Below are 23,518 nucleotides of genomic sequence, written 5' to 3'. Positions count from 1 at the left end.
CTGTCACGGTACTGAAAGTGGGGCAAAAATGAGCGATTTCAGCTGTTTAACCCAGCGGAATTATTGCTAATTATTAATTGATTAATGCTTATTAATGATACGAAAATGTTATTCGTGGCGCGCAAACTTAACAAACATGGCGATATGCGCCGGCTAAGGCAAAATCCCGTTTTCAGTCGCGGGGCGAAGTCGCTACAATAAACAAACACGAAGTGAAGGATTAAGGAAGGCAAAAATGAGTACTGTTGAAAAAATTCAGCGCCAGATCGCAGAAAATCCGATCCTGCTGTACATGAAAGGTTCGCCGAAACTGCCAAGCTGCGGTTTCTCTGCGCAGGCGGTACAGGCGCTGTCTGCCTGTGGTGAGCGCTTTGCGTACGTAGACATTCTGCAAAATCCGGATATCCGCGCTGAGTTACCGAAATACGCCAACTGGCCAACTTTCCCGCAGCTGTGGGTGGATGGCGAGCTGGTCGGCGGCTGTGACATCATCGTTGAGATGTTCCAGCGCGGCGAACTGCAACCGCTGATCAAAGAGACCGCTGAGAAGCACAAAGAAGCAGAATAAGAAAAAGGCCGACAGCAGTGTCGGCCTTTTTTTTGGCTGCGGTCTGACGGGCCTCAGGCGGAGGCATCGTCTTCGGCCGGCTCTTCACTCACCGCCAGCGGCCAGCCGCCGAGGCGTTTCCAGCGATTCACCAGTTCGCAAAACAGCGTGGCGGTCTGTTCGGTATCATACAGCGCCGAGTGCGCCTGAGTGCTGTCAAAATCTATCCCCGCCGCTTTACAGGCCTTCGCCAGCACCGTTTGTCCCAGCACCAGCCCGCTCAGCGCGGCGGTGTCAAAGGTGGCGAACGGGTGGAACGGGTTACGCTTCATGCCGGTGCGCTCTGCTGCCGCCATCAGAAAATTATGATCAAAGGTGGCATTGTGCGCCACGATAATCGCCCGGTTACAGCCGCTGTCTTTGGTGCCTTTACGCACCATTTTGAAAATGGCGTGCAGCGCCTCATATTCACTCACCGCGCCGCGCAGCGGATTGCTGGGGTCGATACCGGTAAACGCCAGCGCTTCGGGATTGAGAATCGCCCCTTCGAACGGCTCCACGTGGAAATGCAGGGTTTCATCGCGGTGCAGCCAGCCATCCTCATCCATTTTTAACGTAGTGGCGGCGATTTCCAGCAGCGCATCGGTTTGCGCATTGAAACCGGCGGTTTCAACGTCAATCACCACAGGATAAAAACCACGGAAGCGTTGATGGAGAGCGTTTAAGGCGTTCGATTCAGACATCAGGATCTCATTGCAGGAAATGGGGCAGCGCGCATTATGGCAAAAATCGGCGCAGGGTGCAGCAGGAGAGGGAAGTCAGCCCGCAAATTAGCAGGCTGACTAACGGCATTAGTTGCCGAGGCCGTGACCGGCGTGTTTGTTTTCGATCAGCTCGATTTTGTAGCCGTCCGGATCTTCCACGAAAGCGATGATGGTGCTGCCGCCTTTTACCGGGCCGGCTTCACGCGTGACGTTACCGCCCGCCTGACGGATGCGGTCGCAGGTCGCCGCGACATCATCCACGCCCAGCGCGATGTGGCCGTAGGCATTGCCGAGGTCGTATTTATCCACGCCCCAGTTGTAGGTCAGCTCAATGACCGCACCTTCGCTCTCTTCGGTGTAACCCACGAAAGCCAGGGTGTATTTGTATTCGGTGTTTTCGCTCTGACGCAGCACGCGCATGCCCAGCACGCGGGTGTAAAAATCGATGGAGCGCTGCAGATCGCCAACGCGTAACATAGTGTGAAGTAAACGCATAACATCCTCTTTTCAAAAGTCATCAGGGAACCCGCTTAGTATAGCGAGGGAATGCCCTGAAGAAAGCACGCGGCCGCACATCCGCTGCGGCCGCGTTTGACTTACAGTGTCGGGTAGTCGGTGTAACCTTCCGCGCCGCCGCCGTAGAAGCTCTCCGGGCGCTGCGGGTTAAGCGGTGCATCCTGCTGCAGGCGTGCTACCAGATCCGGGTTGGCGATGAAGTCACGGCCAAAGGCCACCGCGTCAATCAGGCCACGCGCGATCAGGTCGTCCGCTTTTTCCACGGTGTAGGCACCGGCACCGATAATCACGCCCGGGAAGGCGGCACGCACTTTCTGGCGGAACTCATCGGTGTAAGGCTTACCGCCCGCCCAGTCTGGCTCAGACAGGTGCAGGTAGGCGAGGCCGCGCTTGCCCAGTTCGCTGATGTACCACAGTGCCGCTTCTTCTTCATCCGGACCGTTTTCCAGATTCTGGAAGGCGCCAATTGGCGAGATGCGGATACCGATGCGATCGGCTGACCAGTTAGCAATTGACGCATCGACCACTTCCAGCGCGAAACGGCCGCGCTTCTCAATCGAACCGCCGTATTCATCGGTACGCTGGTTAGAACCCGGTGCGAGGAACTGATGCATCAGATAGCCGTGCGCAGAGTGCAGTTCCAGCAGATCAAAGTCGGCGTCGCGCGCATTGGCTGCCGCCTGACCGAAGTCTTTAACGATCTGCTGAATTTCTGCCACGCTCAGTTCACGCGGCATGGAGGTATCTTCGCGGTATACGCTGCCGTCGGCGGCGCGCAGCGAGGTACGAGTGCCTGCGGCGATCGCGGACGGTGCGACCGGCGCTTTGCCATCCGGCTGCACGCTATTATGCGAGATACGGCCGGTGTGCCACAGCTGAACGGCGCTATGACCGTGCGCGGCGTGAATGCCTTCGTTAATCATTTTCCACGCAGCAATTTGCTCCGCGGTGTGTAAACCCGGCGCACCAGCGTAGCCTTTCGCCTGGAACGAAACCTGGGTGGCCTCGGTAATGATCAGACCCGCGCTGGCGCGCTGCTGATAATACTCCGCCATCAGCGGGGTAGGAATATCGCCCGGTTCAATGCTGCGCAGACGCGTCAGCGGCGCCATAAATACACGGTTAGGTACGGTAATCGCGCCCACTTTCAGCGGGGTGAACAGCTGTTTACTCGCCATGATGACTCCTGTAATAGACCGGTCGTCTAGAAATTGCCGTTTTTAAAAATCAGCGGTGATTAAGCCACTGTTCGATGGTGTCGAGCGCCAGGCTAATCGGCCCGGGCTCACGTGAAATCTTGCTCTGCAGACTGGCACCCAGCCACAGCAGATAACAGCGTTGCGCCAGCTGCTGCGGGCTTTGCCCATAGGGCAGCGGCTGTTCGGCTGCGACCTCCGTCAGACAGCGTGCGTAAGCCGCCGTAATGGCCGTGGCACCGCGCTGCAGCGCATCGCGCATCGGCTCTGACAGATCGCACACTTCGCCGGAAAGCTTAACGCCCAGACAGCCGACGATGTGACCCTGCTCAATAAACAGCCGTTCCGCGTAGCGAAAATGCTGCAATAAGCGTTCGCGTGCAGTAACGCCGGGCTGGGTCAGCTGCTGTTCAACCTGCTGCTGATAGTTGACGAAATAGCGCTCCAGCAGCGCCACACCGAACGCTTCTTTCGAGCGGAAGTAGTGGTAAAACGAGCCTTTAGGCACTTCCGCCAGCGCCAGCATTTCGCTCAATCCCATGCCGGTGAAACCGCGCTGCAGGCAGACCTGCTCGCCGGTGGCGAGCAGATGTTCACGGGTTTCGTTGCGTTGCACTGTCTTGTTCATGGCAGGCAGAGTATTAGACCAGTCGGTCTAATGCAATCCTCAGGCGCGATTCTGGCACGATTTGATCATATCCAGCTGCGGCTGATACTGCTGCGTCTGGATGTTGAACAGTCCGAGCACCGTGTGGAACAGATTATCCTGCGACACCGCTGTCTCTGCCGCCTGCTGGCGCAGACAGGCCTGATCAATGTGATACGCCGCGGCGTAGCCCGGCGACATCCACAGCAGCAGCGGGATGTGCGTCTGCTGCGACGGCGCAAACAGGTACGGCGCACCGTGCAGGTACATGCCGTGTTCGCCCAGCGATTCGCCATGGTCGGACAGGTACACCAGCGCCACGTTAAAGCGATCGCTCAGGCCCTTCAGCTTATCGATGGTGCGACTCAGCATATCGTCGGTATACAGCAGCGAGTTATCGTAGGTGTTAACCAGCGCCTGGTGATCGCAATCCTGAATCTGATTGCTGTCGCAGGTAGGCGTAAAGCGCTGGAACGCGGCCGGATAGCGCTTAAAGTAAGCCGGACCGTGGCTGCCCATCTGGTGCAGTACAATGATGCCGTCATTGTGCAGGCTGTCGACATAGTTATCAAAGCGATGCAGCAAGACGTCATCGAGGCAGAAGCCATCGTGGCAGTATTGTGGCAGCTGCCACTGCGTCATATCGGTATGCGGCACGCGGTCGCAGGCACCCTTGCAGCCGCCGTCGTTTTCGCGCCACAGCACGCTGACTCCGGCATGGGCCAGCACATCCAGTACGCCTTCCTGATGATGGGCGAGGTTCGCGTCATAATGCTCGCGTGGCATATTCGAGAACATGCACGGCACCGAAATGGCGGTTTCCGTGCCGCAGGAGCTGGCGTTGGGATAATAAATCACCTGCTGCTTTTTCAGCTGGGGGTTGGTGTCGCGCGCATAGCCGCCGAGGGAGAAGTTCTCCGCGCGCGCAGTTTCGCCCACCACCAGCACCACCAGCGTCTTCTTCGGCTCGGCGGTGATCAGCGGACCTTTCTTCGCATCTTCGCCAATCTTTACCAGCGCCTGGCTGCCCTGCAGATAGCGCTGATCGACATAATGGCCGGTGCCACTGACAATATTGGCAGGGGTGATCATCTTCACCAGGCCTTTGTTATTGCGGATCAGCGAAGCGTAGTCTTTGTAGAACAGCACGGCCATCAGCAGAATCACCAGTACGGCACCGAGCGCACTGGCGAGGCGCTGCAGCAGGTTCCACCACCAGCGCTGGCGATTGCTGATACGGACGCTGCACACCAGCGCCACCGGAAGAATGCCCATCAGCAGCATCCAGATGACATAGTTGCGGCTCATCAGCGCGCCGGTTTCCTGCGCATTCGACTCAAACACGTTTTCGATCATGTTGGTGTCGATGACCGTACCAAAGCTGTGCATAAAGTAGTTGGCGGCGGCGCTGGCGAGAATCAGCACAATCAGCAGCGGTTTGCGTATCCACGGCCAGGCCAGCAGCGAAAAGAGCAGATAAAACGCCGCGACCAGCACCACCGGCATGCTGGCGGCGAACAGATAATCATGCACGCGGGTGTAGGGGATAATTTCCCACGCGCGCAGTAAAAACAGGGCATTGAGGACAAAGACAAAGAACAACGCGGCCAGTAAATTAAAGCTGTTGTCGTGACACTGTAACTTAGAGGTCAGTTTCATGGAGACTCATCGGAATAACGGAATATGACAATCGTATGAATTGAAGATGAGGAAAACCTTAACCGCGTCTCCTTACCTGATTGATTCCCTGACTATTGCCACGGTGACGGAAGCTGGCGTGGTTGTCGCCGTGTACAGTACCAGTAATAACGGTTTATGCCTTGCACTATGTCACTAAGCTGTTATCAATAAGAGTGGATAGGTTCATTGCGGAGGTGATGTGGCTGAGCAATTAGAGTTTTTTCCGGTTCCGAGCCCCTGTCGCGGTATCTGCCAGAGCGATGCGCGCGGCTATTGCCGTGGCTGTCTGCGCAGCCGGGAGGAGCGCTTCAACTGGATGAAATTCAGCGATGCGCAAAAACGCGAGGTGCTGCGCCTGTGTCGCCAGCGCCTGTTGCGCCTGCAGCGTCAGCAAAAAGTGGATGAAAATCCTGATCCACAGCAACCGGAGCTGTTTTAAGAAAACGCGGCGTACGCATTTGGTTATACTCGCGCTTTCGCTATTGCGCAGAAGGGAGTTTAACCATGTTACAACCGCAACCTATTGCCCCGCAGGGACCCGCTTTTTCGCCGCTGATTGCCGGTTACTGGCGGCTGATGGAGTGGGGCATGACGCCGCAGCAGCTGGTGCAGTTCATTGAGCATCATCTGGCATTGGGCATCACCACCGTTGACCACGCCGACATCTACGGCGACTATCGTTGTGAAGCCGCGTTCGGCGAAGCGCTGCGCCTGGCACCGCAGCTGCGCCAGCAGTTGCAAATCGTCACTAAGTGCGGCATTGCCACCCGCGCGAAACCGGAACATAAAATCGGTCACTACATCACCGAAGCCAGCCACATCCTGCAGAGTGCGGAAAATTCGCTGCGCCACTTTGCCACCGATTATCTCGATCTGCTGTTGATTCACCGTCCGGATCCGTTAATGGATGCGGATGAAATCGCCGACGCCTTCCTGCAGCTGCACCAGAGTGGCAAGGTGCGTTATTTTGGCGTCTCCAACTTTACCGCTGCGCAGTTCACGCTGCTGCAATCCCGCCTGCCGTTTAGCCTGGTTACCAACCAGCTGGAAATCTCACCGCTGGAGCAGTCAGCGCTGCTCGACGGCACGCTCGACCAGTGCCAGCAGACGCGTATGCGCCCGATGGCGTGGTCGTGCCTCGGTGGCGGCCGCCTGTTTAACGATCCGCACTACCAGCCGCTGCGCGATGAGCTGGAACAGGTGCGTCAGGAGATCGGTGCCAGCAATATCGAGCAGGTGGTGTATGCCTGGGTAATGAAGCTGCCCAGTCGTCCGCTGCCGATTATCGGTTCCGGTAAAACCGCGCGCGTCAGCGACGCAGTGAAAGCCTGTGAACTGACGCTGGATCGTCAGCAGTGGTTCCGTATTCGCAAGGCGGCACTCGGCTACGATGTGCCCTGAAGCGTAAATCTGCGTCAAACTACGGCAGCCTGGGCAAAAGCGGTCCAGGCTTAGAGGGAATCTGAACCGTAAGGAGACGTTATGAAAAAAACCATTATGGCCGTGCTGACGCTGGCGTGTGCTGCCGGTGCACACGCGGCGTCAGAAGACGTGACGCTGCATCAGGTGACGGCGCAGGGTATCGGTGAGTCGATCGGTAAGGTGACCATCAGCGAAACCCCGTATGGTCTGCAGTTCGCGCCGGCGCTGAGCGGGCTGAAACCTGGCATTCATGGCTTCCACGTCCATGCCAAAGGCAGCTGTGAGCCCGGCGAATCCGCCGGCAAAACCGTGGCGGCCGGCGCGGCGGGCGGTCACCTCGATCCGCACAACAGTGGCAAGCACCTCGGTCCGTACGCTGACGGTCACCTCGGCGATTTGCCCGCGCTGTATGTCACCGACGACGGCAAAGCCAGCTATCCCGTGGTGGCGCCCCGCCTGAAATCGCTGAGCGAGATCAAAGGCAAAGCGTTGATGGTGCACGTCGGCGGCGATAACCATGCTGACCATCCGCAACCGCTTGGCGGTGGCGGGGCACGTCTGGCCTGCGGCGTGATCTGACTACCGGGCGGCGACGGGCCTGACCCGCCGCCGCCGCGCAGAAAAATTCTGACCCATTTTCGTGCTACTCAGCGGCAACATTCCATCCTATGATGTTGATTCAGGAACGGAACCGCTCAGGGGCAGGCATGAAAACGCGTGGGATTTTGCTGTTGTGTTTAGCGCTGGTGGGCTGTGATCGCCCGAATGATACCCAGCTGCGACTGGAGGCCAGCCGTCAGCTGCAGCGCGATATAGATACCAATCCGCTGCGCGCCAGTTGTGAAAATATTGCCCGCGGCCGCGAATGGCTGACGCAGCATACCCTGCAGCGGCTGCAAGCTAAAGGCTGTCAGAACGTCCTGCGCAGCGCCACCGAAACCAATTTCACCCATACCGAAATCCGCCGTCACAGCATCACCGTGGTGTGCGGCGGCATTCAGGGCACCAGTTTTACCGGCAGCACGCTGGCACGGCGCTTTATCTACTCGTCGGATGAGAAAGCGCTGGTGATCGAACCGATGTCCGAGCAGGATAAAACCCGCTTTGAAGGGCAGAAGACCCTGCAGCAGTTGCACGATGACTTTGATCGTCAGTTTACCCAATACTGTGAATGATCAATCCGGCACCGCCTGACGCAGCTGCGCCAGCGAACAGCGCAGGCGCCACAACATACCCGCCAGGGTATTCGCGTCGCTCTCCGGCTGCCCCTGAAGCTGATCAATGGCCTGCTGCAGCGTATCCAGCGCGGTCTGCAGCGAGTCGTGACGCACACCGCGCAAACTCATAATACGCTGCAAGTCCTGCAGACTGCTGTCGCGCAGCTGCGCCAGCGCCGGTGAGCGGGGTTGCCAGGCGCGCAGCTGCCAGACAATGTGCGAACAGTTCAGCAGCACCACGCCCCAGCGCAGCAGCCACAGGCGCGCCTGCTCATCACGGCTGTGGCTCAGCTGGCTGATGTGATGATAAATCTGCGATTCAAACCGGCTTTCACTCAGGCGCGGCTGGCGACGTAGCTGATCGAGAAAAGCGTGGCGCAGCGCCCGGATATGGCGCCGGCTGCGGCGCGCATCAGAACCCGGCTGTAACACCTGAAACGCCAGCCACGCCAGCAGGACACCACACACTTTTGCCAGGTTATCGTTAAGGAAGCTCTGGAAATCCCAGTCTGGCGGATTACTTACCGCGATAAACGATCCCATAAACACAATAAACTGGCCCCACAGCGCGGCGCGTTGCTTCTGTTGCAGCTTAAGCAGTTGCAGCGTCAGCAGCAGCGGGAACAGCAGCAGCAAAAACTGCCACAGCGCGCTGATTTGTACCATCAGGCCAAACTGCAGCACAAAGCTGAACAGCGACAGCCACAGCAGCGTTTTCAGCAGCAGCGACACGCTGCCGCCGGGCGAAGGCGATGACGAGTAGAGCACGCAGGCAATAGCGGTAAGCGTCAGCGCGGCGGCGCCAGCGTCCCACTGGGTCCCGATCCAGAACGCGCAGCCCAGCATGATCACGCTAAACGTGCGCAGCGCACTCCAGCCAGCTTCGGCACTGTCGCTGGCACGTGCCAGTGCCGGCGCGTACGGTGGCTGGAAACGGGTGTCAGCGTCGGCGCGCTCGATCAGGCGAATCCAGCGCTCCACATTCAGCCACACCCAGCAGAAGTAGCGCAGCCGCTGGACAAAAGCACGCTGGCGGAAATCACCGTGCACGTCCGGTGTGATGCTGCGCAGAATCTGCGCCAGCCGGTATTTATCACACTGCGGCTGCGCCAGTTCGTGCAGCAGCTGTTGCATTGCGCTGTACAGCACCGGCGGCGCGTCGGGCCAGTTAAGCAGCATGCGCCGCAGGCTGGAGAGCACGCTGGTCAGGCGCAGCTGCTGATGCAGCACGTAGTTAAGCACGTTATTTTGCCGGCGGAAGCGATAGTAGCTCCAGAAGGCCTGAATGCGCAGCAGATTCATGGTGAGGATTTGGCTGATCACCGTTTCGTGGGCGGTGCGCACATTTTCCGTGCTGCTCTGCTGCAACAGTAGCACGGCGTGGTCGAGCAGGCGGGTGTGCATCTGGCGCAGCGATAGCATCAGTGCGCTGCCGTCCGAGGTGCTGGGCAGGATCATCATCATCAGCCCGGCACAGAGAATCCCGACGATCACTTCGCACACGCGCGCCTGGGTGATGTCCCACAGCTGGCTGACGTCGCTAACGTTAACGCTGCTGAAGGCGATAATCGCGGCGGTGTAACCGGCCAGTGAAAAGGCGTAGGCCACATTGTTCTGAAAATGGCTGGCGACCCAGGTGCAGAGAGCCAGCCAGCCGGCCATGAAAAAGGCAAACAGCCACGGTTCGTTGAGCGTATGGCCGGCAATCAGCAGCGCGGCGCTGGCACCGAGCAGGCTGCCGACGATGCGGCCCAGGCTTTTGCTGATGGCGCCGCCGACGGTGGGAAAACTCACCACCGCGGCGGACGTCATGGCCCAGTAAGGCTGATCCAATTGCAGCGCATACGCCAGGGTGAGCGCCAGACACATCGCGATAGCGTTACGCAACGCATAGCGCCACTCGCCGCCGGTTGCCTTTATCCACGGCAGATTGTGCCAGGCCAGCCACTGCAGATTCATGCCGGCCTCAGTGCGCGACAGAGATGGTGCAGGTGGTACCGGCCACCAGCGGCACATTATCCGGTACCGCGTTTAGCCGGATACGCACCGGGACGCGCTGCGCCAGCCTGACCCACGGCACGTTGGGTTTGATATCGGGCACCAGACCGCCGTCGCTGGCGATGCTTTGATCGTAAATGGCACGTCCGATGCTCTCCACCTGGCCCTGCAGTCGTGCGCCGTTGCTATACAGCACGATTTGCGCCGCCGCGCCGGGCTGGATATGGCGCAGTTTGGTCTCTTCGAAATAGCCCATCACATAGTAAGAGTGGCTGTCGACCAGCGCGAACAGTGGCGTACCGGCGGTCGCGTAATTGCCGGCACGCAGCGTCAGGTTACTGACCCAGCCGTCGGTCGGGGCCGTCACCGTGGTTTGCTGCAGGTTCCAGCGCGCCTGATCGAGCATCGCCTGTGCGGCTTTCGCTGTGGCGGCCGCCGCATTCGCGTTGAGGCGCGCCGCGTCCATATCTTCAGCGGAGATCACGTTACGCGGCAGGCTGGCACGGCGATCCGCCTCATGCTGCGCTTTGGCGAGGTCGGCCTGCGCCTTCGCCAGCTGGGCCTGCGCATTGGCCAGCGCAATCTGCCACGGCACCGGATCCAGCGTCAGCAGCTCCTCGCCTTTATGCACGAACTGATTGTCGCGCACGGCCAGCGTGCTGATACGGCCGGAGACCTCGGGCGTCACGTCCACCAGTTCAGCGCGCACTTTGCCATCGCGCGTCCACGGGGCCTGCATGTAGTAGTTCCACATCCACCAGCCTGCGAGCAGCGCCAGGGTAAACACCACAAGGGTAGAAAAGTACTTAAAGGGGTTGAATTTCATGGTGATTTATCCGAGGCTCAGTATCCACAGTGCGCCGCTCACGCACAGAACAAACAGTGAGAGATCCATTAAGGTGGGGTGCCAGACATCGCCGGAGTAGATCCAGCCGCGCAGCAGCGGATGAATCAGCAGCCAGAAAAAGAAGCCCAGCAGCACCGCTTTGAACAGCGGCGGGAAGAACAGTGAGGCACCGAACACCAGATCGGTCAGCGGTGCCGTCGCGGTGAGCGCGAAGATTGACACGTGGCATCATCCTTTTTACCCGGGCACGGTTAAATCAAGTGTAGACAGCGGGCGTGCCGTCTGGCCCGGGATTTGTAATTTGTCCTGTAAACTCGCAGAATAGTGTAAAATCTGGCTTGATAGCTAGCAAGCTAATTATAAGGAGATGAAATGGATACGCCGCTTGGAACAGATCTGTCTCGCCTGGTGCGCATCTGGCGCGCGTTGATCGACCAGCGTCTGAAGCCGCTTGAGTTGACACAAACCCACTGGGTGACGTTGCACAATATTCATCAACTCCCGCCAGAGCAGTCGCAGATTCAGCTGGCGAAAGCCATCGGTATTGAGCAGCCGTCGCTGGTGCGTACGCTGGATCAGCTGGAAGAGAAGGGGCTCATCACCCGCGCCACCTGCGCTAACGATCGCCGCGCCAAGCGCATCAAGCTGACCCGTCAGGCTGAACCGATCATTGAGCAGGTCGAAAACGTGATCGACGCGACGCGTGACGATATCCTCTCCGGCATCAGCCTCGAAGAGATCAATCAGATGGTGACGCTGATTGCCCGGCTGGAAAAAAACATTCTCGAGTTGCAGAACCGCGAGAAATAAAAAAACCGACGCACTGGCGTCGGTTTTTTTTATCTGCGCGCTTAGCGCGGAGAGACGGTGACCTGGCTGCCGTTGGAGGCCATCACCACGCGCTGGCCGACCGAGTAACGACTGGCGGACTGCTTCTGCACCACCATAATGGTATTGCCGTCATCCTTACGGATCTCCAGCTCTACGCCGTCAGATTTGTTGAGCGCACCCTGCACGCCCTGACCGGCTACGCCGCCCAGAACCGCACCGCCGGCTGTTGCCAGACTGCGCCCCGCGCCGCCGCCGATGGTGTTACCGAGGAAACCACCCAGCACCGCACCGCCAATGGCACCGATCACATTACTGTCATCGCCGCCCTGAATTTTTACCGGACGCACGGATACCAGCGTACCGTATGAGACGCTTTGAACCTGCTTGGCTTCGCTGGCGCTGTAAACATCGCCGGAAAGGGTATCGTTATTAACACAGCCAGCCAGCGTGATACCCGCCAGGGCTACGGCTACGAAACGCTTAATCATGAGAAAGCTCCTTAATGCAAAAAAACGCCATATTCTCGTCCTGTACTGCAACAGTATAAGTCAGAAAATGGTCAATTGACGCGATGTCCGAACAATATGCGGCTGGGCCGAAGCATAGACCACCGCCCATCAACAAAAATTCAATTGCCGGATGAAAATAGTTTGCTGCCGGAATGCGTGTCGCAGCGCAGTTGAAAAGCGGAAATTTATCATAGAATTAGCCCCGGTAATTTGCCAGGCTAAACACAGATGCATTGCAGGCCCGCAAACGGGTAAGGAAGCGCTATGAAATCAGGACGCTATATCGGCGTGATGTCCGGCACCAGTCTGGACGGCGTAGACGTCGTGCTGGCCGCGATCGACCAGCATATGGTGGCGCAACAGGCCAGCTACTGCCATCCCATCCCGCTGGCGCTGCGTCAGCAGGTGCTGGCGATTTGTCAGGGACAGACGCTGACGCTGTCGCAGCTCGGTCAGCTTGATACCCGGCTCGGCCAGCTGTTTGCGGAAGCCGTACTGACGCTGATGCAGCAGCAGGCGCTGGAGGCCAGCGATATCATGGCGATTGGCTGCCACGGCCAGACGGTGTGGCACGAGCCGCAGTCGGCGGCACCAAATACGCTGCAAATTGGCGACAATAACCAGATCGCTGCCGCGACCGGCGTCACGGTGGTGGGCGATTTTCGCCGCCGCGACATGGCGCTGGGCGGCCAGGGCGCACCGCTGGTACCGGCTTTTCACCAGGCGTTGCTGATGGACAGCGTTGAACGGCGCATGGTGCTGAATATTGGCGGCATCGCCAATCTGTCGCTGCTGATCCCCGGTCAGCCGGTGCGCGGCTTTGATACCGGACCGGGCAATATGCTGATGGATGCGTGGATCTGGCGCCACAAAGGCCTGCCGTTTGATAAAGATGCCGGCTGGGCGCGCAGTGGCCAGGTCGTGCCCGCGCTGCTGGAGCAGATGCTCGGCGATCCGTGGTTTGCGCTGCCGCCACCCAAAAGCACCGGTCGGGAATACTTCAACCTGGGCTGGGTGGAACAGCAGCTGCAGCGCTTCCCGGCACTGGCCCCGCAGGATGTGCAGGCAACGCTGTGCGAGCTGACCGCGCTGACCATCGCCCATCAGGTACAGCTCAACGATGGCTGCGATCGTCTGCTGGTGTGCGGCGGCGGCAGTCGCAATCCGCTGCTGATGGCGCGGCTGGCCGCGCATCTGTCTGGCACTGAGGTGGGCACCACCGATCAGGCCGGTATCAGCGGTGATGATATGGAGGCGCTGGCCTTTGCCTGGCTGGCGTTCCGCACCCTGTCCGGGCTGCCGGGCAATCTGCCGGCGGTAACCGGCGCGCGCGAAATGAGCGTGCTGGGTGCCATCTATCCCGCCAATCCCCATGCAATACGTTAAGGAGCAAACATGAAGAAGATGATCGTGCTGGCCGGCACCCTGACCTTACTCAGCGGCTGTGGTATCTGGCATAAGCCTGCACCCGCGCCAGAGACGTTACATTACCAGTGTGGCACGCTGCCGCTGACGGTCACGCTGGACAACGCGAAGCAGCAGGTGAGCTTTATTCTGGACGGCAAACCGCTCACGCTGACCCAGACGGTGTCTGCCTCCGGCGCGCGTTACAGCGATGGGACCTACGTTTTCTGGTCAAAAGGCAATGGCGCCTTTGTTGAACGCAACGATAAAATCGTGATTAATGATTGTGAACTGCAGAACGCGGATGCCTCCGCACAGTAAGAGAGAACCGGGATACCAGCATGAGCGACAGTGACAGCTTGCAACAAATTGCCCACCTGCGTCGGGAGTACACGCGCGGCGGGCTGCGGCGCAAAGATTTGCCAGATACTCCTCTGGCGCTGTTTGAGCAGTGGCTGCAGCAGGCGTGCGCCGCGCAGCTGCCCGATCCCACCGCTATGACGGTGGCGACGGTGGACAGCAGCGGCCAGCCCTATCAGCGCATCGTCCTGCTTAAACACTACGATGAGCAGGGCATGGTGTTTTACACCAACCTCGGCAGCCGTAAAGCGCTGCAGCTGGCGGACAATCCGCGCATTTCCCTGCATTTCCCCTGGCACTTCCTTGAGCGTCAGGTGATGGTGCTGGGCGAAGTGGAGAAACTGTCGCCGCTGGAAGTGCTGAAGTACTTCCACAGCCGTCCGCGTGACAGCCAGATTGGCGCCTGGGTATCGAAACAGTCGAGCCGGATTTCCGCGCGCGGCGTGCTCGAGGGCAAATTCCTTGAGCTGAAGCAGAAGTTTCAGCAGGGGGAAGTGCCGCTGCCGAGTTTCTGGGGCGGATTCCGCGTCAGATTCCACACCATGGAGTTCTGGCAGGGCGGCGAACATCGCCTGCATGACCGCTTCCTTTATCAGCGTGATGGCAGCGGCTGGACAATCGACCGTTTAGCACCGTAAAACTGCGTTTTATCCCCTTTCAGCGCTGGCGCACGGCTCGTCAGCGCTTTATGCTATAGCCCTCATTTTTTTCGTATCCGCACGTCAGCGGACAGCTGTGTACCAGCATAGGTGCAGTCTGATCAATTTGGAGTCAGTGATGACCAGCAGTAACCTGATACAACAATTGCAAGAGAGAGGCTTAGTAGCCCAGGTAACGGACGAGGAAGCGTTAGCAGAGCGGCTGGCGCAAGGGCCAATTGCACTCTATTGCGGCTTTGATCCCACCGCTGATAGCTTGCACTTGGGCCATCTGGTGCCGCTGCTGTGCCTGAAACGTTTCCAGGATGCCGGCCACAAGCCGGTGGCCCTGGTCGGCGGTGCCACCGGCCTGATTGGCGATCCCAGCTTTAAAGCGGCCGAACGTAAACTCAACACCACGGAAACCGTTAACGAGTGGGTAGAGAAGATCCGCAAACAGGTTGCGCCTTTCCTCGATTTTGACTGCGGCGACAACAGCGCCATCGCGGCCAACAACTATGACTGGTTTGGCGGCATGAACGTGCTGACCTTCCTGCGCGATATCGGTAAGCACTTCTCGGTCAACCAGATGATCAACCGTGAAGCGGTGAAGATGCGCCTGAACCGTGAAGATCAGGGCATCTCCTACACCGAGTTTTCCTACAACCTGCTGCAGGGTTACGACTTTGCCGAACTGAACAAGCGCTACGACGTGGTGCTGCAGATTGGCGGCTCCGACCAGTGGGGGAACATCACCTCCGGCATCGATCTGACGCGTCGTCTGCATCAGCAGCAGGCGTGGGGACTGACTGTGCCACTGATCACCAAGTCGGACGGCACCAAATTTGGTAAAACCGAAGGTGGCGCGGTATGGCTGGATGCGAAGAAAACCAGTCCGTACAAGTTCTACCAGTTCTGGATCAACACCGCCGACGCGGACGTCTATCGCTTCCTGAAGTTCTTCACCTTCATGAGCATTGAAGAGATCAATGCGCTGGAAGAAGAAGACAAAACCAGTGGCAAAGCGCCGCGCGCGCAGTATGTGCTGGCAGAGCAGGTGACGCGTCTGGTGCACGGCGAAAGCGGTCTGAGCGCGGCGAAGCGCATCACTGACAGCCTGTTCTCCGGCAGTCTGAGCGACATGACCGAAGCGGACTTTGAGCAGCTGGCACAGGATGGCATGCCGACCATTAGCCTGAAGGCGGACGACGATCTGCAACAGGCGCTGGTGGCGGCGGAACTGGTGCCGTCACGCGGCCAGGCGCGCACCATGATTGGCTCCAACGCGGTGTCTGTCAACGGTGAGAAACAGTCTGATGCCGAGTATCGTTTCAGCGACAGCGACAAACTGTTTGGTCGTTACACGCTGCTGCGTCGCGGCAAAAAACACTACTGCCTGATTAGCTGGCAGTAAGGTGCAAGGGCCGGTCTCCGGCCCTTTTTTATGGCAAGCAGTACAGGGCAATAATGAAAAATATCCTCGCAATCCAGTCTCACGTGGTTTATGGCCACGCCGGTAACAGCGCGGCCGAATTCCCGATGCGACGCATGGGCGCCAACGTCTGGCCGTTAAACACCGTGCAGTTTTCCAATCACACCCAGTATGGTCACTGGACCGGCACCGTGATGCCCGCCACCCATCTGACCGATATCGTCAGCGGGATCGCCGCCATCGATCGTCTGAAAACCTGCGATGCGGTGCTGAGCGGCTATCTCGGCTCGGCGGAGCAGGGCGAACAGATCCTGGAAATTGTGCGTATGGTGAAGGCGGCAAATCCTGACGCCTGGTATTTCTGTGACCCGGTGATGGGCCATCCGGAAAAAGGCTGTATCGTCGCGCCCGGCGTGGCGGAGTTTCACTGCAAGCAGGCGATGCCGGCCAGCGATCTTATCGCGCCGAACCTGCTGGAGCTGGAGATGCTCAGTGGCCAGACGGTCGCAAACGTGGAACAGGCGGTGGTAGCCGCCCGCGCATTGATTGCGCAGGGGCCGCGCGTGGTGCTGGTGAAACACCTGGCGCGCGCCGGACGCCGTAGCGACCGCTTTGAAATGCTGCTGGTCACCGCCGATCAGTGCTGGCACATCAGCCGTCCGCTGGTGGATTTTGGTGTGCGTCAGCCGGTGGGGGTTGGCGATCTGACCAGTGGCCTGTTGCTGGTTGACCTGCTGCACGGCAAATCGCTGCAGGATGCGCTGGAACATGTGACGGCGGCAGTATATGAAGTGATGCTGAAAACCCACGAGATGGGCGAGTATGAACTGCAACTGGTGGCGGCGCAGGATGCGATTGCGCAACCCACGCAGCACTTTGCGGCAGAACAGCTGTAATCGCTGCTAATTAACAGGCCGGCCAGCACGCCGGCCTGTGGCGTCAGACCAGACCTTCAGCCTTCAGTGCGGCCTGAACCGCCGGCCGCGCGGCCACCCGCGCAAACCATGCCTCCAGCGCGCTCAAACCTTCCAGATTCAGTTTGATGGCTTTTGCCCAGCGTGTAACCACAAACAGATAGACATCGGCGACGGTAAAGCGTAACCCCATCAGCCACTGTTTATCCTGCAGCGCGTCGTTAACGCGCTGAAATTTCTGCTCCAGCTGTGCACGCACTATGGCTTTGTACTCTTCCGGCGTATCCGGACGGAACAGCGGGGAAAAGGTTTTGTGCAATTCGCTGCTGATGTAGCTCAGCCACTCCAGCGTGTGATAGCGCGTCAGGCTGCCGGTCGGTGCCAGCAGGTTGCGATCCGGCTTGAGATCCGCCAGATACTGCACAATCGCCACGCCTTCCGTCAGTATGCTGCCGTCATCAAACTGCAGCGCGGGAACCTGTCCTTTGGGGTTTATCTGCCAGTAATCTTCTCCGCGCTCGGTGACTTTCTTCTGCAGATCGACATTGACCTGCGTAAAATCCAGCCCGCATTCGCGCGCAACGATATGCGGCGAGAGCGAACAGGCACCGGGCTTACAATAGAGTTTCATCATGGCCTCTCCTGATGAGTTGTTGTGATGACAGCAGCATAAAACTGCCAGAAATTTTTACCAGTGACAGCGATCAGGAATTGCGGGCGGGCGCGGGAAATTCAGCGGCCGCCTGCAGTCGCGGCGGTAGCGCCGTGAGCGCGAAATCCCAGAAACAGCGTACCTTGGGCGCCATGTTTTTCACCCGCTGCGCCACCAGATGCACCGGCAGCGGTGCCGGCTCCCACTCGCTCAGCAGGCGGATCAGCGTGCCAGCCTGCAGTTCATCTATCACCTGATAAGACAACAGACGGCCAATGCCCTGGCCACTGCGCAATGCATCCAGCTGGCTGGCGATATCATTGACGCGCAGGCGTGGGGTGATGCGCACACGCAGGTCGTGCGCGAAGCGCCACTCACGGGTATGGCGCACGCCTGCCACCAGCGCATGCATGCTGAGCTCAGCCGGATGGGCCGGTATTCCGGCATGGCGAAGGTAGTCCGGGCTGGCGACCAGCATCGAGCGTACGCTGCCGACGTTGCGCGCCACCATCGACGAATCCTGCAGCTCGCCAATGCGCACTGCAATATCCAGCCCGTTTTCAATCAGGTCCTGATAGCTGTCGCTAAGAATCAGTTCGATTTGCATTTCCGGATGCTGTTGCAGAAAGGCATTGACCAGCGGCATCACGTGGCGACGGCCACACATCACCGGGGCGGTGATGCGCAGCAGGCCGTGCAGTCCGCTGTGGTGGGCGCTGTCGAGCGCGCTCTGGTAATCGTTAAGCAAGCGCTGCGCCTGCTCAAACAGCTGCCAGCCGCTCTCGGTTGGAGCCAGCTGGCGCGTGGTGCGTTCAATCAGGGTGGTGCCAAAACGTGCTTCCAGCGCATTCAGCGTGCGGGTAATGACCGGCGGCGAACGCTGCAATACGCGCGCCGCGCCAGCCAGGCTGCCCTGCTGAATCACCGCAACAAACACCTGCAGCTCGTCAAATCTGTCCATGAGCCATTCCCGATCTCAGCCGTGCAAGGCGAGCATAAAAAGCGTGTTGCTTAAACTACAGCGGAAAGCGGGGGTTGTGAAGGGGGATAAAAAAAGCCGGGCTTAGCCCGGCTCAGAAACGATTACTGGTTAGCGCTGGCGCGCTTCAGTTCTGCCTGCGCGTCATCCTGCGTCATGCGGTTGAGCAGCGGGGCGGTAATCAGCATCAGCAGGGCGATTACGCCAGTGGCGATACCAATCTGCTGGAACACCTGGCTATACACGGCCAGTGAGGCGTGAGGATCGGTGACGTTTTCCGGCACCGCCATCAGGTTCGCTACCTTACCGGCAATCATCGCGGCGCCAGCGGTGGTGAGGAACCAGGAGCCCATAATAAAGCCCATCAGACGCTGCGGCACCAGCTGCGCCACCATCGCCAGGCCGAGACCAGAGATCATCAGCTCACCGATACTTTGCAGCGCATAGCTCAGAATCAGCCAGTTCACCGAAACGATACCTGCCTGGTTCGCGAATTTCGCGCCAAACGGCAGCACCAGGAACGCTGCAGAGCACAGCACCATGCCAATGGCAAACTTGTGCGGCATCGGCAGCTTATCGCCAAGCTTGTTATAGACTGCCGCCAGAATCGGGCTGGCCACCATGATCCAGAATGGATTGAGCGCCTGGAACTGTTCCGGCTCAAAGGTAATACCGAGAATCGCGTGCTCAACGTTACGGATGGCGAAGAAGTTCAGCGAGGTTGGCATCTGCATGTACAGCACGAAGAACACAATAGCTTCGACCATCAGCAGGAATGCAACGATCATTTTGCGGCGTGCCGCACCGTGCAGCGCAAAGGCTTCTTTGGCAAACACCAGCACGATACCGATCGCGATCACGCCCAGCGTCATGCGGGCAATGCTCTGATGATGCAGCAGCCAGGTGGCCAGTGCGATCAGCGCAACCACGCCGACAAGGGTCATCAGCAGCTTACCGACCTGCAGCGGCGCAAAGTCTGGTTTGGAGCCGTAATTCTTCACCAGGCGCTGGCAGAACAGGAAGTTCAGCAGGGTGATCACCAGGCCCACCACCGACAGCGAAAACGCCGCGCCCCAGCCATATTTGGCCGCCAGCCACGGAGTCAGCATCATGGAGAACAGCGAACCGATGTTGATCGACATGTAGAACATGGTGAAGGCACCGTCGATGCGCGGATCGTCTTTCTCGTAGCAGGTCGACAGCAGTGAAGAAGGGTTAGCCTTAAACAGCCCGCTACCCACGGCGATGGTCGCCATGCCCACATACACCATGGTGGTGTCATGACCGGAGAAGGCAATCATCGCATAGCCCAGCGCCAGCACAATGACGCCGAGAATAATCACGCGTTTGGTGCCGAGCACTTTGTCGCCCAGCCAGCCGCCAATGGCAACCAGGCCGTAAACCAGTGCGCTGAACGAAGTGAACAGGGTGATGGAGTCCGCTTCGGACATCCCCAGCTGTTTCACCAGATAGACCGCCATGATGGCTTGCAGACCGTAGTAGCCAAAACGCTCCCACAGTTCGATGGAGAAGATCAAATAGAACGCTTTCGGCTGACGGAAGGCGTTAAGGCTTACCGCCTCATCAGTGTGTTTGTTTGCAGTTGACACGTATACCTCAGTTTATACATCGCCTGTTTTACAACAGGAATTAAGTCTGCGTCGGGCTGGGTAATCCCGCGCAACATTGTTATTAGAAAGGAAAAACGGCGCCTAATTTGGCTGAATCAGGCCAACAGGGCAAGCATTTTCTGCACGCTGAAATACTTGTTACAGGCAGGGTTATAACCAGGATAATAACTTGTAAATCAGTGTTAAATATCACTGCGTGACATTATAGCAGGATAATTGTTCTTGTTGCAGATCGGTTGATGGATTTTCCTGAGATAAACTGCTTTTCCTGCTCCGGGCAGGACATAATATTATCCAGCCCATTAAGCTGGATGATTCCCCTGATTTTTTCCGAAGAAGTAAGCGCAATTGTCTGATTGTTGAGCACAATAAGCGGTTGACAGTTCGCCGCAGGCTAATTTGTTGATCCTGCGCACAAAATTATCAATTAATTAGAAATGTAAAAAAAGAAAACGATTGCTGCTCTCCCGTTTGCCGACAATTTCACCACTTAATCGTGGCTTTCATTGTATAAGCTCTGCAACGCCCCCGGCGGCAGTGACCTGTTGCGCCAGGTAGGGGGAGGATCGATAGCCGATCGCCAGCCCTTAGACAGCCTGAAGAAATTGCTGTAACCTCGTTTTTTCCCTGCAAGGAACTCATCATGAAGCAGTCCGTTCGTGTCGCTCTCGTGGGCGATTACCGTGCCAGTGCTGTCGCGCACCAGGCTATTCCTCCCGCTGTTCAGCTTGCCGCAACCTCTCTCTCACTTAACGTAACCGCCGACTGGATCGCGACGCCGGAAATCGATCTGCCGCGTCTGCACGACTATGATGCCGTCTGGGTGGTGCCTGGCAGTCCCTTCCTGAATGATGCCGGCGTGTTCGACGTCATTCGCTGGGCGCGTGAAAGCGGTAAACCCTTTTTAGGCTCGTGCGCCGGCTTTCAGTATGCGGTGGTGGAGTACGCGCGCAACGTGCTGGGCTGGGAAGATGCTGGTCATGCCGAGACCGACCCTGACGCGCGTTGGGTGATTGCGCCACTGGCCTGCTCGCTGGTCGAGCAGCGCGGTGAGGTCACGTTTGAGCCGGGTTCGCGTATTGCTCAGGCCTACGGCGCGCTGCAGAGTAACGAAGGCTATCACTGCAACTTTGGCGTTAACGCTGAGTTCAGCGAGGCGCTGGCCACGCGCAATCTGCGTATTACCTCATGGGATCTGCAGGGGGATGTGCGCGGGGTAGAGCTGACCGATCATCCGTTCTTTGTCGCCACGCTGTTCCAGTCTGAACGCGCCGCGCTACAAAACCAGCTGTCGCCGCTGGTCGTAGCGTGGCTGCAGGCGGCGCGATAACGGTTAATAAGCGATCTACGGCGCGCAGCGTCGCGCCGTTACCGATCAGTCGGTCTTTTCCGTGAACTCACACAAATCTTCAATCAGGCAGGAGCCGCAGCGCGGTTTACGCGCCACGCAGGTGTAGCGACCGTGCAGAATCAGCCAGTGATGGCAGTCAACCTTAAAGTCGGCCGGCACCACCTTGAGCAGCTTCTGCTCCACTTCCTCAACGTTTTTACCCGGCGCAAAGCGGGTGCGATTGCTGACGCGGAAAATGTGGGTATCCACGGCAATGGTGGGCCAGCCAAAAGCGGTATTGAGCACCACGTTGGCGGTTTTACGCCCGACGCCGGGCAGGGCTTCCAGTGCCGCGCGGTCTTCCGGCACCACACCGCCGTGCTGCTCCAGCAGAATGCGGCAGGTTTTGATGACGTTTTCCGCTTTGCTGTTAAACAGGCCAATGGTCTTGATGTACTCTTTAACGCCTTCCACGCCGAGCGCCAGCATTGCCGCTGGCGTATTGGCCACCGGATAGAGTCGGGCGGTGGCTTTGTTGACGCTGACATCGGTTGCCTGTGCCGACAGCAGCACAGCGATCAGCAGCTCAAACGGTGAGCTGAAATTCAGTTCGGTGGTCGGATGGGGATTGGCGTCACGCAGCCGCGTGAGGATCTGCAGGCGTTTATCCTTATTCACACAGCCTTCCCGGTTTCGCCCTGCGGCGCGGCAGCAGCAGCCTCCAGCTGACGTGCGGCGCGCTGCTTCATTTTCTGATCGATCAGGTATTTGCCGGCCAGCAGCATACCGAGGCCGATAAACGCACCCGGCGGCAGCATCGCCAGCAGCATCGGTGAATCAAAATGCACCACTTCAATGCGCAGCGCTTTAGCCCATGGCCCCAGCAGCTGGTCAGCGCCGTTGAACAGCGTGCCGTTACCAATCAGTTCACGAATCGAACCCAGCGTCACCATGGCGCAGGTAGCGCCCATACCGATGGCAAAGCCATCCAGCGCGGAGAGGGGAATGCTGCTTTTCGATGCCACCGCTTCCGCACGTCCCACCACAATGCAGTTGGTGACGATCAGCGGGATAAAGATGCCCAGCGACTGATACAGGCCATAGGCATAGGCGTTGATCAGCATCTGCACGCAGCTCACCACCGAGGCGATGATCATCACGTAGATCGGAATACGAATTTCACCCGGCACCCAGCGGCGCGAAGCGGAAATCGCACTGTTGGTGATGGTCAGTACCAGCGTGGTTGCCAGTCCAAGGCCCAGCGCGTTAGTGGCGGTTGAGGTCACCGCCAGCAGCGGACAGAGCCCCAGTAGCTGCACCAGCGCCGAGTTATTCTTCCACAGTCCGCCAATCAGTAAATTTTTCGCTTCACTCATGGTGCATCTCCACATTCAGGCAGCGAAGCGAGCTTCGCTGGCAGCGTTTCAATCAGCAGCGCCGTGCGTTTGGTGGCGTTGACCACCGCGCGCGGCGTGATGGTCGCGCCGGTAAACTGGTCAAATTCGCCACCATCTTTTTTCACGGCAAAGGCTTTATCGTCGGCACCGCGCACCACTTTGCCGTTAAAACTGTTGATCCAGTCGGAAATTCGCAGCTCGATTTTATCACCCAGACCCGGCGTTTCATGATGTTCAATCACGCGTACGCCCAGCACTTTGCCGTGGAAATCGGCGCCGACCAGCATCTGTATTGCGCCAGAATAGCCGTCAGGGGCGGTGGTCTCAAGTGCGGCGGCCACCGGTTGATCCCCTTTGCGCGCCACATACAGATGATGCGGTTTGTCGTTGCCGAGCGCGCGGGCATCGGTCACCAGCAGACACTCCTGCTGAATATTGTTGTCGTACAAATCGGTGGGCACCACCTGGTCGAGCAGGTTTTTCTGCTGCAACGCGGTCTGGTGATCGACCGTCGGTTTGGTGACATAGTTGACCACCGCCGTCACGCCGGTGGTGATCACGGCAAACATGCCCAGCGTGAACGCGTTTTTACGAATGGTTTCGATCAT

27 protein-coding genes are annotated in these 23,518 nt (G+C 58.4%); 12 read left to right on the top strand and 15 right to left on the bottom strand.

Going from position 1 to position 23,518, the window contains the following annotated elements; genetic code table 11:
* Nucleotides 1-235 precede the first annotated feature (235 nt).
* Nucleotides 236-568 (top strand): Grx4 family monothiol glutaredoxin, encoded by a 333-nt coding sequence (locus H7K56_RS02195; RefSeq protein ID WP_021506217.1) that lies wholly within the window; start codon nucleotides 236-238, stop codon nucleotides 566-568.
* 53 nt (nucleotides 569-621) lie between these two features.
* On the opposite strand, the gene rnt is transcribed toward H7K56_RS02195, so the two are convergent.
* The 5 genes from rnt to eptA form a co-directional block, all read right to left on the bottom strand.
* Complete coding sequence (gene rnt, locus H7K56_RS02190) at nucleotides 622-1,290, bottom strand: ribonuclease T (protein WP_021506216.1); 669 nt, start codon at nucleotides 1,288-1,290, stop codon at nucleotides 622-624.
* A gap of 108 nt (nucleotides 1,291-1,398) precedes the next feature.
* Entirely contained in the window at nucleotides 1,399-1,806 is a 408-nt protein-coding gene (gene gloA / locus H7K56_RS02185) for a lactoylglutathione lyase (RefSeq protein ID WP_021314698.1), read from the bottom strand.
* A gap of 101 nt (nucleotides 1,807-1,907) precedes the next feature.
* A complete protein-coding gene (locus H7K56_RS02180) occupies nucleotides 1,908-3,005 on the bottom strand; it encodes an alkene reductase (RefSeq protein ID WP_059011038.1) in 1,098 nt (365 codons plus the stop codon).
* Between the two features lie 49 nt (nucleotides 3,006-3,054).
* A complete protein-coding gene (locus H7K56_RS02175; protein WP_031279165.1) occupies nucleotides 3,055-3,651 on the bottom strand; it encodes a TetR/AcrR family transcriptional regulator in 597 nt (198 codons plus the stop codon).
* A 39-nt stretch (nucleotides 3,652-3,690) separates the two neighbouring features.
* Entirely contained in the window at nucleotides 3,691-5,328 is a 1,638-nt protein-coding gene (gene eptA, locus H7K56_RS02170; RefSeq protein WP_150361359.1) for a phosphoethanolamine transferase EptA, read from the bottom strand.
* A gap of 220 nt (nucleotides 5,329-5,548) precedes the next feature.
* On the opposite strand from eptA, the gene H7K56_RS02165 reads away from it, so the two are divergent.
* The 4 genes from H7K56_RS02165 to H7K56_RS02150 all read left to right on the top strand — a co-directional run bounded on the left by H7K56_RS02165 (nucleotide 5,549) and on the right by H7K56_RS02150 (nucleotide 7,946).
* On the top strand, nucleotides 5,549-5,788 hold the full coding sequence (locus tag H7K56_RS02165; protein WP_021506211.1) for a DUF1289 domain-containing protein: 240 nt from the start codon (nucleotides 5,549-5,551) through the stop codon (nucleotides 5,786-5,788).
* 65 nt (nucleotides 5,789-5,853) lie between these two features.
* The gene (locus tag H7K56_RS02160; RefSeq protein ID WP_058776269.1) at nucleotides 5,854-6,750 is read left to right on the top strand and encodes an aldo/keto reductase; all 897 of its coding nucleotides are present in this window, start codon (nucleotides 5,854-5,856) and stop codon (nucleotides 6,748-6,750) included.
* A gap of 81 nt (nucleotides 6,751-6,831) precedes the next feature.
* Entirely contained in the window at nucleotides 6,832-7,350 is a 519-nt protein-coding gene (sodC, locus tag H7K56_RS02155; RefSeq protein ID WP_058780640.1) for a superoxide dismutase family protein, read from the top strand.
* Between the two features lie 128 nt (nucleotides 7,351-7,478).
* Complete coding sequence (locus H7K56_RS02150; RefSeq protein ID WP_021506208.1) at nucleotides 7,479-7,946, top strand: hypothetical protein; 468 nt, start codon at nucleotides 7,479-7,481, stop codon at nucleotides 7,944-7,946.
* Here H7K56_RS02150 and H7K56_RS02145 read toward each other — a convergent pair whose 3' ends face one another.
* From H7K56_RS02145 to H7K56_RS02135, 3 genes are read right to left on the bottom strand one after another with little or no spacing between them, the layout of a single operon-like run.
* On the bottom strand, nucleotides 7,947-9,947 hold the full coding sequence (locus H7K56_RS02145; RefSeq protein ID WP_150361360.1) for an FUSC family protein: 2,001 nt from the start codon (nucleotides 9,945-9,947) through the stop codon (nucleotides 7,947-7,949). It lies immediately after the preceding gene.
* A 7-nt stretch (nucleotides 9,948-9,954) separates the two neighbouring features.
* Nucleotides 9,955-10,812, bottom strand: a complete 858-nt coding sequence (locus tag H7K56_RS02140) for an efflux RND transporter periplasmic adaptor subunit (RefSeq protein ID WP_150361362.1) — start codon at nucleotides 10,810-10,812, stop codon at nucleotides 9,955-9,957.
* A gap of 6 nt (nucleotides 10,813-10,818) precedes the next feature.
* Nucleotides 10,819-11,055: a DUF1656 domain-containing protein gene (locus H7K56_RS02135; RefSeq protein ID WP_021506205.1), complete on the bottom strand. Its 237-nt coding sequence runs from the start codon at nucleotides 11,053-11,055 to the stop codon at nucleotides 10,819-10,821.
* A 150-nt stretch (nucleotides 11,056-11,205) separates the two neighbouring features.
* Here H7K56_RS02135 and slyA point away from each other — a divergent pair, with 150 nt between their 5' ends.
* On the top strand, nucleotides 11,206-11,643 hold the full coding sequence (gene slyA, locus H7K56_RS02130) for a transcriptional regulator SlyA (protein ID WP_010618966.1): 438 nt from the start codon (nucleotides 11,206-11,208) through the stop codon (nucleotides 11,641-11,643).
* A gap of 41 nt (nucleotides 11,644-11,684) precedes the next feature.
* On the opposite strand, the gene slyB is transcribed toward slyA, so the two are convergent.
* Nucleotides 11,685-12,152 (bottom strand): outer membrane lipoprotein SlyB, encoded by a 468-nt coding sequence (slyB, locus tag H7K56_RS02125; RefSeq protein ID WP_021506204.1) that lies wholly within the window; start codon nucleotides 12,150-12,152, stop codon nucleotides 11,685-11,687.
* A gap of 285 nt (nucleotides 12,153-12,437) precedes the next feature.
* On the opposite strand from slyB, the gene anmK reads away from it, so the two are divergent.
* The 5 genes from anmK to pdxY all read left to right on the top strand — a co-directional run bounded on the left by anmK (nucleotide 12,438) and on the right by pdxY (nucleotide 16,903).
* On the top strand, nucleotides 12,438-13,559 hold the full coding sequence (gene anmK / locus H7K56_RS02120) for an anhydro-N-acetylmuramic acid kinase (protein WP_104092879.1): 1,122 nt from the start codon (nucleotides 12,438-12,440) through the stop codon (nucleotides 13,557-13,559).
* A 9-nt stretch (nucleotides 13,560-13,568) separates the two neighbouring features.
* Nucleotides 13,569-13,898, top strand: a complete 330-nt coding sequence (locus tag H7K56_RS02115; RefSeq protein WP_021506202.1) for an MliC family protein — start codon at nucleotides 13,569-13,571, stop codon at nucleotides 13,896-13,898.
* Nucleotides 13,899-13,918: 20 nt separating this feature from the next.
* The gene (pdxH, locus tag H7K56_RS02110; RefSeq protein ID WP_058769709.1) at nucleotides 13,919-14,575 is read left to right on the top strand and encodes a pyridoxamine 5'-phosphate oxidase; all 657 of its coding nucleotides are present in this window, start codon (nucleotides 13,919-13,921) and stop codon (nucleotides 14,573-14,575) included.
* A gap of 139 nt (nucleotides 14,576-14,714) precedes the next feature.
* Nucleotides 14,715-15,989, top strand: a complete 1,275-nt coding sequence (gene tyrS / locus H7K56_RS02105; protein ID WP_059011053.1) for a tyrosine--tRNA ligase — start codon at nucleotides 14,715-14,717, stop codon at nucleotides 15,987-15,989.
* 53 nt (nucleotides 15,990-16,042) lie between these two features.
* Nucleotides 16,043-16,903 carry a pyridoxal kinase PdxY gene (gene pdxY / locus H7K56_RS02100; protein WP_058776274.1) on the top strand — a complete coding sequence of 287 codons (861 nt, stop codon included), beginning with the start codon at nucleotides 16,043-16,045 and terminating at the stop codon, nucleotides 16,901-16,903.
* Nucleotides 16,904-16,946: 43 nt separating this feature from the next.
* Here pdxY and gstA read toward each other — a convergent pair whose 3' ends face one another.
* The 3 genes from gstA to dtpA form a co-directional block, all read right to left on the bottom strand.
* Nucleotides 16,947-17,552 carry a glutathione transferase GstA gene (gstA, locus tag H7K56_RS02095; protein WP_031279159.1) on the bottom strand — a complete coding sequence of 202 codons (606 nt, stop codon included), beginning with the start codon at nucleotides 17,550-17,552 and terminating at the stop codon, nucleotides 16,947-16,949.
* A gap of 73 nt (nucleotides 17,553-17,625) precedes the next feature.
* Nucleotides 17,626-18,534 (bottom strand): LysR family transcriptional regulator, encoded by a 909-nt coding sequence (locus H7K56_RS02090; RefSeq protein ID WP_088515849.1) that lies wholly within the window; start codon nucleotides 18,532-18,534, stop codon nucleotides 17,626-17,628.
* A gap of 122 nt (nucleotides 18,535-18,656) precedes the next feature.
* Nucleotides 18,657-20,162 (bottom strand): dipeptide/tripeptide permease DtpA, encoded by a 1,506-nt coding sequence (gene dtpA / locus H7K56_RS02085; protein ID WP_058757699.1) that lies wholly within the window; start codon nucleotides 20,160-20,162, stop codon nucleotides 18,657-18,659.
* Between the two features lie 664 nt (nucleotides 20,163-20,826).
* Between dtpA and H7K56_RS02080 the strand changes: the two genes are divergently transcribed.
* Entirely contained in the window at nucleotides 20,827-21,513 is a 687-nt protein-coding gene (locus tag H7K56_RS02080; protein WP_150361363.1) for a CTP synthase C-terminal region-related (seleno)protein, read from the top strand.
* A gap of 45 nt (nucleotides 21,514-21,558) precedes the next feature.
* Here H7K56_RS02080 and nth read toward each other — a convergent pair whose 3' ends face one another.
* The 3 genes from nth to rsxG are packed head-to-tail and all read right to left on the bottom strand — an operon-like array spanning nucleotide 21,559 to nucleotide 23,518.
* A complete protein-coding gene (nth, locus tag H7K56_RS02075) occupies nucleotides 21,559-22,191 on the bottom strand; it encodes an endonuclease III (RefSeq protein ID WP_021506194.1) in 633 nt (210 codons plus the stop codon).
* Entirely contained in the window at nucleotides 22,188-22,889 is a 702-nt protein-coding gene (locus H7K56_RS02070) for an electron transport complex subunit E (protein WP_058769715.1), read from the bottom strand. The genes nth and H7K56_RS02070 overlap by 4 nt, the downstream gene beginning before the upstream one ends.
* Nucleotides 22,886-23,518 carry an electron transport complex subunit RsxG gene (gene rsxG, locus H7K56_RS02065; RefSeq protein ID WP_150361394.1) on the bottom strand — a complete coding sequence of 211 codons (633 nt, stop codon included), beginning with the start codon at nucleotides 23,516-23,518 and terminating at the stop codon, nucleotides 22,886-22,888. Before rsxG ends, H7K56_RS02070 begins: the two co-directional genes overlap by 4 nt.

It is taken from the genome of Pantoea dispersa (assembly GCF_014155765.1).
GTDB lineage: Bacteria > Pseudomonadota > Gammaproteobacteria > Enterobacterales > Enterobacteriaceae > Pantoea > Pantoea dispersa.
Note: the sequence above shows the minus strand (reverse complement) of the source record. Positions and strands in the feature narration are given on the sequence as shown.